The 7,994-nt window shown below is 65.1% G+C and carries 9 protein-coding genes and 1 pseudogene; 2 read left to right on the top strand and 8 right to left on the bottom strand.

Annotated features, from left to right (window positions below; genetic code table 11):
* Positions 1–166: pseudogene (locus FFS27_RS24400) on the top strand (phosphodiesterase); the annotation flags it as partial.
* Positions 163–885 (top strand): glycerophosphodiester phosphodiesterase, encoded by a 723-nt coding sequence (locus FFS27_RS24395; protein WP_003091176.1) that lies wholly within the window; start codon positions 163–165, stop codon positions 883–885. The pseudogene FFS27_RS24400 and the gene FFS27_RS24395, both read left to right, overlap by 4 nt.
* Positions 886–927: 42 nt before the next feature.
* Here the strand turns inward: FFS27_RS24395 and sthA are convergent, their stop codons facing one another.
* The 8 genes from sthA to FFS27_RS24355 all read right to left on the bottom strand — a co-directional run.
* Positions 928–2,322 (bottom strand): Si-specific NAD(P)(+) transhydrogenase, encoded by a 1,395-nt coding sequence (gene sthA, locus FFS27_RS24390; RefSeq protein ID WP_003091177.1) that lies wholly within the window; start codon positions 2,320–2,322, stop codon positions 928–930.
* A 178-nt stretch (positions 2,323–2,500) separates the two neighbouring features.
* The gene (nqrM, locus tag FFS27_RS24385; RefSeq protein WP_003091178.1) at positions 2,501–2,728 is read right to left on the bottom strand and encodes a (Na+)-NQR maturation NqrM; all 228 of its coding nucleotides are present in this window, start codon (positions 2,726–2,728) and stop codon (positions 2,501–2,503) included.
* Positions 2,725–3,753: an FAD:protein FMN transferase gene (locus FFS27_RS24380; RefSeq protein ID WP_021265004.1), complete on the bottom strand. Its 1,029-nt coding sequence runs from the start codon at positions 3,751–3,753 to the stop codon at positions 2,725–2,727. The genes nqrM and FFS27_RS24380 overlap by 4 nt, the downstream gene beginning before the upstream one ends.
* Positions 3,746–4,969 carry an NADH:ubiquinone reductase (Na(+)-transporting) subunit F gene (gene nqrF / locus FFS27_RS24375; RefSeq protein WP_003091181.1) on the bottom strand — a complete coding sequence of 408 codons (1,224 nt, stop codon included), beginning with the start codon at positions 4,967–4,969 and terminating at the stop codon, positions 3,746–3,748. Before nqrF ends, FFS27_RS24380 begins: the two co-directional genes overlap by 8 nt.
* Positions 4,970–4,979: 10 nt before the next feature.
* Positions 4,980–5,588: an NADH:ubiquinone reductase (Na(+)-transporting) subunit E gene (gene nqrE / locus FFS27_RS24370; protein ID WP_003091182.1), complete on the bottom strand. Its 609-nt coding sequence runs from the start codon at positions 5,586–5,588 to the stop codon at positions 4,980–4,982.
* Positions 5,588–6,262, bottom strand: a complete 675-nt coding sequence (nqrD, locus tag FFS27_RS24365; protein ID WP_003119802.1) for an NADH:ubiquinone reductase (Na(+)-transporting) subunit D — start codon at positions 6,260–6,262, stop codon at positions 5,588–5,590. Before nqrD ends, nqrE begins: the two co-directional genes overlap by 1 nt.
* On the bottom strand, positions 6,259–7,044 hold the full coding sequence (locus FFS27_RS24360) for a Na(+)-translocating NADH-quinone reductase subunit C (protein WP_003091184.1): 786 nt from the start codon (positions 7,042–7,044) through the stop codon (positions 6,259–6,261). Before FFS27_RS24360 ends, nqrD begins: the two co-directional genes overlap by 4 nt.
* Positions 7,037–7,994: NADH:ubiquinone reductase (Na(+)-transporting) subunit B (locus FFS27_RS24355; RefSeq protein ID WP_137952254.1), on the bottom strand; the 958-nt coding region annotated here is incomplete at its 5' end. The genes FFS27_RS24355 and FFS27_RS24360, both read right to left, overlap by 8 nt.

Genomic DNA, 7,994 nt, shown 5'->3' with positions numbered 1-7,994 from the left:
CTTCGGCCTGGCCGACGAGGAACATCCCGCGGTCGGCCAGCCGCCCATCGTGCGCTGGGATTACCGCGACTTCTCGGTATATTTCGAAAGCGGCCGGGTGAGCGACAGCGTTCGCCATCATCGGCCGCGGAATCCCGCGCAACCCTCGAACAAGGAGCCACAGTGACTCTCATCTATGGACATCGCGGCGCCAAGGGCGAAGCGCCGGAAAACACCCTGGCCAGCTTCCAGCGCTGCCTGGAGCATGGCGTCAACCGTTGCGAACTGGACCTGCACCTGTCCCGCGACGGCGAACTGATGGTGATCCACGACCCGACCCTGAAGCGCACCACCGGCCGCCGCGGCAAGGTCGCCGAACACGACGCGGCCACCCTGGTCACCTACGACGCGCGCGAAGGCGGCCCCGGCTGGGTACGGCCGACGCCGATCCCGCGGCTGGAGGAGTTGTTCGAGAAGTGCCCGTTCGAGCACTGGCAACTGGAAGTGAAGAGCGCCTCGCGCGAACGCGCGGCGCGGACGGTAACGCGGATCAGGGAGCTGACCGAGCGCTTCGGCAACCGCGACAAGGTCACCGTCACCAGCGGTTCGCGGACCGTGCTCAAGGCCCTCAACGAACTGACCCCGGAGCTGTCGCGCGGGCTGGTCGCCGAATACGCCTGGCTCGACCCGCTGAAGGTCGCCCAGCACTATGGCTGTGCCCTGCTCGCCCTGAACTGGACCCTATGCACCCCGGAACGCCTGCTCAAGGCCCAGCGCCAGGGGCTTCACGTCTCGGTGTGGACGGTCAACGAACCGGCGCTGATGCGCCGGCTCGCCGACTTCGGCGTGGACAGCCTGATCACAGACTTTCCCGGTTTGGCCAGCGCCACCCTCGGGAATCGCTGAGCACATCCCCTCCGGCCGGCTCAGGCCGCCGGCCGGAGTCCTTCAAAAAAGCCGGTTGAGGCCGTCGAACGCCGCTACCCGATAGGCTTCCGCCATGGTCGGGTAGTTGAAGGTGGTGTTGACGAAGTACTTCAGGGTATTCAGCTCGCCCGGCTGGTTCATGATCGCCTGGCCGATGTGGACGATTTCCGAAGCCTGGTCGCCGAAGCAGTGCACGCCGAGGATCTCCAGGGTCTCGCGATGGAACAGGATCTTCAGCATGCCCACCGGCTCGTTGGAAATCTGCGCCCGGGCCATGCCCTTGAAGAACGCCTTGCCCACTTCGTAGGGAATCTTCGCCGCGGTCAGTTCGCTTTCGTTCTTGCCGATCGAGCTGATCTCCGGAATGGTGTAGATGCCGGTCGGCACATCGTTGACGAAGCGCCAGCTGTCGCTCTCGACGATGTTGCCGGCGGCCGAGCGGCCCTGGTCGTAGGCAGCGCTGGCCAGGCTCGGCCAGCCGATCACGTCGCCGGCGGCGAAGATGTTGCTCACCGAAGTGCGGTAGTTCTCGTCCACCTCGATCTGGCCACGGCTGTTGACCTTGATGCCGACGTTCTCCAGGCCGAGCTTGTCGGTATTGCCGGTCCGGCCGTTGCACCAGAGCAGCGCGTCCGCCTTGATCTTCTTGCCCGACTTCAGGTGCAGGATGACGCCGTTATCCAGCCCCTCGACGCGCTCGTACTCCTCGTTGTGGCGGATCAGCACGTTGTTGTTGCGCAGGTGGTAGCTCAGCGCATCGGAAATCTCGTCATCGAGGAAGCTGAGCAACTGGTCGCGCGTATCGATCAGGTCCACCAGCACGCCCAGGCCGCTGAAGATCGACGCGTATTCGCAGCCGATCACCCCGGCTCCGTAGATGATCAGCCGGCGCGGGGTGTGGCTCAGGGACAGGATGGTGTCGCTGTCGTAGACCCGCGGGTGGTTGAAATTGATGTCCGAAGGACGATACGGGCGCGAGCCGGTGGCGATCACGAACTGGTCGGCGACCAGGCGCTCCACCGCGCCGCTCGGCGTCACCACTTCGACGGTGCGTTCGTCGACGAAGCTGGCGGTGCCAGTGAACATGTCGATGCGATTGCGCGCGTAGTAGCCGGTACGCGAGGCGACCTGCTTGGAGATCACCCGGTCGGCGCTCTTCAGCACGTCGGGGAAGGAGAACCAGCGCGGCTCGCCGATCTGGCGGAACATCGGGTTGGTGTTGAACTCGATGATCTGCTTCACCGAGTGGCGCAGGGCCTTGGAAGGAATGGTGCCGAGGTGCGTGCAGTTGCCTCCGACCACGCGACGACTGTCGACTACCGCCAGCTTGCGTCCGTACTTGGAGGCGTTCATCGCCGCCCCTTCGCCCGCCGGACCCGTGCCCAAAATCACCACGTCGTAGTTGTAGACAGCCATGCGTACTCCTCAGAACAGGCCGAGGCGCCCACTGGCGCCTCCGGCAAAGCCGCTGCACAACATGTGCGCGGCGGATCGATTCGATCATCGGGTCGGTGCGAACGACGGCATTCGCCGGGCAAGGCTCGGTCCGACCTCGAGGCGGGCATATGTTACGCCCTGTGCGAAATGTCGCACATTAGCGTTTGGTCGCGTCGTAGGCGAGTTTTCCGGGCACTACAGATTCGTCGCGGTTGGCTTCCTCGCATTTCTGTCGGTCGCCGCCGCAGATCGAGCATTCCTTCTCGATCCCCAGGTTGGCGATGCCGCCGCAGGAACCGGCGATCGGCTTGCGGCCCATGATGACCCCGATGGACATGCCGAAGACCACCAGCAGCATGATGACGAAGACCAGTAGCCAGGTCATGGACGTTCTCCTTGGTTGCCGAACAGTTGCTCGTAGCGTGGCGTGGTGCGGCTGTCGAAACCGTTGCCCTGGCGACTGACGAACAGCGCCGCCAGTCGGTGCTTCTCGGCGAAACGGTAGCCCTCTTCCGGACCGAGCACCATCAGCAGGGTCGACAGGCCGTCGGCGTTGCGCGTCGACGGATCGAGCACCGTGACCGAAGCCAGGTGATGGTCGATCGGCGCGCCGGTGCGCGGGTCGAAGGTGTGCGAATAGCGCTGGCCGTTCTCTTCGAAATAGTTGCGGTAATCGCCCGAGGTCGAGACGCCGTAGCCGTCCAGCGCCAGCACCTGCTGGGCGACCCGCTGGCCCTCGCGCGGCGCTTCGATAGCGATGCGCCAGGGCGTGCCGTCCGGCTTGCGCCCTTCGGCTTTCAACTCGCCGGTGATTTCCGCCAGGTAGCTGCGCACGCCAAGCTCCTTCAGGCGTTCGCCTACCGCGTCCACCGTATAGCCAGCGGCGATGCTGTCGAAGTCCAGCTGTACGGCGGCGTCCTTGCACAGGCGCTGGCCGTCGATGCGCAGGTGTCGATGGCCGACGTCACGGCGCGCCGCGGCGATCTGCTCGGCGCTGGGAACCTTCTCCACCCGCGCCTGCGGACCGAAGCCCCAGAGGTTCATCAGCGGCTCGACGGTCATGTCGAAGGCGCCCTGGCTCTGTTCCGACAACTCGCCGCCATAGCGCAGCAACTCCAGCATCGGTGGCGGCAGCTCCATGCAGGACTGCGCCGGCAGCGCATTGAAACGCGAAACCAGGGAGTCGTCGCGGTAGGTGGACATCTGCCGGTCGACCTCGGCGAGGATCGCTTCCACCGCGGCTTTCGCCGTCTGGACGTCGGGCGCCGAGGCGCCGCGCACGTACTTGATCGAATAGGTGCTGCCCATGGTCGGGCCGCCGAAGCTTTCCAGGGTGTCGCCGCAACCGGCCAGGACCAGCGCCAGCGCTGCCAGTCCGGCCATGGCGAGCGGACGGAAACGCTCAGCCACCGAAATCGTCCAGCAGGATATTCTCGCGCTCCACGCCCAGGTCGGTGAGCATCTTGATCACCGCGGCATTCATCATCGGCGGGCCGCACATGTAGAACTCGCAGTCTTCGGGCGCCGGGTGGTCCTTCAGGTAGTTCTCGAACAGCACGTTGTGGATGAAGCCGGTCAGGCCGGTCCAGTTGTCCTCCGGCTGCGGGTCGGACAGCGCCAGGTGCCACTGGAAATTGGGGTTCTCCGCCTGCAGCTGGTCGTACTCCTCGGTATAGAAGGCCTCGCGCAGCGAGCGCGCGCCGTACCAGAAGCTGATCTTGCGGTTCGACTTGAGCCGGCGCAACTGGTCGAAGATGTGCGAACGCATCGGCGCCATGCCGGCGCCGCCGCCGATGAAGACCATCTCGGCCTCGGTGTCCTTGGCGAAGAACTCGCCGAACGGCCCGTACACGGTGACCTTGTCGCCCGGCTTGAGGTTGAACACCCAGGACGACATTTGCCCCGGCGGCAGGTCGCTGCCCGGCGGCGGCGAGGCGATGCGGATGTTGAACTTGACCACGCCCTGCTCTTCCGGGTAGTTGGCCATCGAGTAGGCGCGGATCACCGTCTCGTCGACCTTCGACACGTAGCGCCACATGTTGAACTTGTCCCAGTCGCCGCGATATTCCGGCTGGATATCGAAGTCCTTGTACTCGACCACGTGCGGCGGGCATTCCAGCTGCACGTAGCCGCCGGCGCGGAAATCCACGCTCTCGCCGTCCGGCAGGCGCAGGGTGAGTTCCTTGATGAAGGTGGCGACGTTGGGGTTGGACTCCACCGTGCATTCCCACTTCTTCACCCCGAAGACCTCTTCAGGCACGCGGATCTGCATGTCCTGCTTGACCGGGGTCTGGCACGACAGGCGCCAGCCCTCCTTCGCCTGGCGCCGGGTGAAGTGCGACTCCTCGGTGGGCAGCATCTCGCCGCCGCCCTCGACCACCACGCACTTGCACTGCGCGCAGGTGCCGCCGCCGCCGCAGGCGGAAGACAGGAACACGTTGTTCGTCGCCAGGGTTTGCAGCAGCTTGCCGCCGGCCGGCACGGTCAGGCTGTGCTCGCCGTTGATCTGGATGGTCACGTCGCCACTCGACACCAGCTTGGCGCGGGCGACCAGGATGATCGCCACCAGGCCCAGGACGATGGCGGTGAACATGCCGATGGCCAGGAAAATCTCGAATCCGATCACGGGCCTCTCCTTACAACTGCACGCCGGAGAACGACATGAAGCCCAACGACATCAGGCCGATGGTGATGAAGGTGATCCCCAGGCCCTGCAGGCCCTCGGGGACGTCGCTGTACTTGAGCTTCTCGCGGATACCCGCCAGCGCGGCGATCGCCAGCGCCCAGGAAAAGCCCGAGCCGACGCCGTACACCGTGCTCTCGGCAAGGTTGTAGTCGCGCTCGACCATGAACAGCGAGCCGGCCATGATCGCGCAGTTCACCGTGATCAGCGGCAGGAACACGCCCAGCGCGTTGTAGAGACTGGGTACGTACTTGTCGAGGAGCATCTCGAGGATCTGCACGATGGCGGCGATCACCCCGATGTAGCTGAGCAGGCCGAGGAAGCTCAGGTCCACCTCGGGCAGCCCGGCCCAGGCCAGCGCGCCGTCCTTGAGCAGGTAGGTGTAGATCAGGTTGTTGGCCGGCACGGTGATGGTCTGCACCACGATCACCGCGATACCCAGGCCGATGGCGGTCTCCACCTTCTTCGAGATGGCGATGAAGGTACACATGCCGAGGAAGAACGCCAGCGCCATGTTCTCGACGAACACGGCCTTCACGAACAGGCTGATGTAGTGCTCCATCAGTAAGCCTCCTTGCTGGATACCTGCGGGGCCATCTTGTAGGTCGGGGCCTCGACCTGGTCTTTCTTCCAGGTCCGCAGGGCCCAGATGATCAGGCCGATCAGGAAGAACGCCGAAGGCGGCAGCAGGAGCAGGCCGTTCGGCTGGTACCAGCCGCCATCGTTGACCGTCGGCAACACGCTGATGCCGTAGAGCTTGCCGGCGCCGAACAGCTCGCGGACGAAGCCCAGCACCAGCAGCATGGCGCTGTAGCCGAGACCGTTGCCGATGCCGTCGAAGAACGACACGAGCGGCGGGTTGGCCATGGCGAAGGCTTCGGCGCGGCCCATCACGATGCAGTTGGTGATGATCAGCCCGACGAACACCGAGAGCTGCTTGCTCAGGCTATAGGCATAGGCCTTGAGCACCTGGTCGACGACGATCACCAGCGAGGCGATGATCACCATCTGCACGATCATCCGGATCGAGCTGGGAATCTGCCGGCGGATCATCGAGATGAACAGGTTGGAGAAGCCGGTCACCAGGGTCAGGGCGATGGCCATGACGGTAGCGGTCTTCAGGTTCGAGGTTACCGCCAGCGCCGAGCAGATCCCGAGGATCTGCAGGCCGATCGGATTGTTCTGGAAGACCGGATTGAACAGGACTTCGCGGATCGTGGGTTGAGCAGCCATCACGCCTCCCCTTTGCGCAGATTGGCGAGGAAGGCGTCGAAACCGTCCTTGCCGAGCCAGAAATGCAGCAGGTTGTCGACACCCTTGCTGGTCAGGGTGGCGCCGGCCAGGCCGTCGACCTGGTGGGTCGCCTTCGCCGACTGCGGGTCCACCGAGCCCTTGATGATCTGTACGGCAAGATCGCCCTGGGCGTCGTAGAGGGTCTTGCCGACCCACAGCGCCTTCCATTTCGGATTGTCGACCTCACCGCCGAGACCGGGGGTCTCGCCATGCTGGTAGAAGCCGAAGCCGGCGACCGTATTGAGGTCGCCCTTGAGCGCCAGGAAGCCGTACAGGGTCGACCACAGACCGTAGCCGCGCACCGGCAGGATCAGGGTGTCGAGCTTGCCGTCGGTCTCCACCAGGTAGACCGTGGTGTAGCGCTCGCGGCGCTTGATCGAGGCGATGTCCTCGGCGGCGGGCAGCGCCTCCGACAGCGCCGGGTCCTTGGCCGCTTTCAGCGGGTCGTAGCCGAGCGGGTCCTGGGCATCGCTGAAGGTGCCGCTCTGCAGGTCGACCACCTTGGCGGTGATGCGACTGTCGAACAGCGCCTTGACCTCTTTGCCGGACATGCCCGGCTCGCCGAGACCGGCGATGGCGAGGATGCTGCGCTGCTTGTCGAGCAGGCGGTTTTCCGCCTGGGTCGGCTTCAGCGCCACCGCCGCGCCGGCGACGAACACCGAGCTGACCAGGCACACCACCAGGGCTACCAGCAGTGTGCGGGTGGTGGATTCTTGATTAGCCATTGCGCGCCAGCCTCCGCTTGATGTTGGCCTGAACGACGAAATGGTCGATCAGCGGTGCGAACAGGTTGGCGAACAGGATCGCCAGCATCATGCCTTCCGGGAACGCCGGGTTGACCACCCGGATCAGCATGACCATCACTCCGATCAGGGCGCCGAACAGCCACTTGCCGGTATCGGTCATGGACGCCGAGACCGGGTCGGTGGCCATGAAGATCATGCCGAAGGCGAAGCCGCCGGTGACCAGGTGCCAATACCAGGGCATGGCGAACATCGGGTTGCTGGCCGAGCCGATGGCGTTGAACAGGTAGCTCATGGCGACCATCCCCAGCATCACCCCGGCGACGATGCGCCAGGAGGCGATGCGGGTCAGCAGCAGCACGGCGCCGCCGATGAAGATCGCCAGGGTGCTGGTCTCGCCCATCGACCCCTGCATGTGGCCGAGGAAGGCATCCATCCAGGTCAGGCCGTGGCCGAGGATGTTGTCCACCCCGCCGGCGGCGGCCAGGCTCAGCGAGGTGGCGCCGGCGAAGCCGTCCACCGAGGTCCATACCGCGTCGCCGGACATCTGCGCCGGGTAGGCGAAGAACAGGAAGGCCCGGCCGACCAGTGCCGGATTGAGGAAGTTCTTCCCGGTGCCGCCGAACACTTCCTTGCCCAGCACCACGCCGAAGCTGATCCCCAGGGCTACCTGCCACAGCGGGACGGACGGCGGCAGGGTCAGGGCGAACAGCACCGAGGTGACGAAGAAGCCTTCGTTGACCTCGTGGCGGCGGATGCTGGCGAACAGCACCTCCCAGAAACCGCCGACGATGAAGGTGGTCAGGTACACCGGCAGGAAGTACGCGGCGCCCTGGACCAGGCAATCCCACAGGCTGTTCGGGTCGAACCCGGCCAGCGCGCCGATCAGGGCGAAGCGCCAGCCATCCTGGGCGCTCAACAGTTCGGGGCTC

Source organism: Pseudomonas sp. 2VD, assembly GCF_005503585.1.
Lineage (GTDB): Bacteria > Pseudomonadota > Gammaproteobacteria > Pseudomonadales > Pseudomonadaceae > Pseudomonas > Pseudomonas aeruginosa.
The sequence above is the reverse complement of the archived record's forward strand: the minus strand, read 5'-3'. Positions and strand labels throughout refer to the sequence as shown.